The organism is Kocuria gwangalliensis, from assembly GCF_039544365.1.
Lineage (GTDB): Bacteria > Actinomycetota > Actinomycetes > Actinomycetales > Micrococcaceae > Kocuria > Kocuria gwangalliensis.
Map to the genome: position 1 here is coordinate 1 of NZ_BAABLN010000046.1, position 694 is coordinate 694.

Here is a 694-nt window from a genome sequence, read left to right on the forward strand (position 1 = left end):
GACGAGAAAGCGTGGACCGGCATCAGGTACCCGCAGGCGATCTTCGACGAGGACACCGGCACGTGGATCTCCAAGGCGGAGGTCGCCGAGGTCCCCTTCACCGCGTTCACCTCAAGGAAAAAACCGAACGGGTCCCCGGTCGACTGGTGGTGCGCCGAATCCCGGAACTGAACCCCCAGGACACCAACCAGCCGACACTGTTCGACACCCACCGCTTCCACGCCTTCTTCACCACCACCGACCCGGAGGTGCTGGACACGGTGACCGCGGACCAGACCCACCGGGGCCACGCGCTCATCGAGCAGGTCAACGCCGACTTGAAAGACAGCGCCCTGGCCCACCTGCCCTCCGGACATTTCGGGGCCAACGGCGCCTGGCTGGTCTGCGCGGTGATGGCCTACAACCTGACCCGCACCGCCGGGACCCTCGCCGCCGGAGAGTTCACCCGGGCCCGGACCGGGACCATCCGGGCCAGGCTCGTGAATCTGCCGGCCCGGATTGCTTCCAGTGCCCGCAGGATCCGGATGCGCCTGCCCGAGACCTGGCCCTGGCAACAGGGATTCGAGCGGCTCTCCACCCGCCGGGCATCGGCACAACCGAAAGAACATCAATGGAACACCACCGGTAGCGAGGCCGGCCACCACGTCACGCCAAAAAACGGCTCAGTGCCGATCCGGGATATCGGCCGCCGGCC

The 694-nt window shown here is 67.3% G+C and carries 1 pseudogene; it reads left to right on the forward strand.

Annotation, left to right across the window (positions count from 1 at the left end):
- Positions 1-572 (forward strand): annotated as a pseudogene (locus ABEA06_RS13495) (transposase); the annotation flags it as partial.
- Positions 573-694 lie beyond the last annotated feature (122 nt).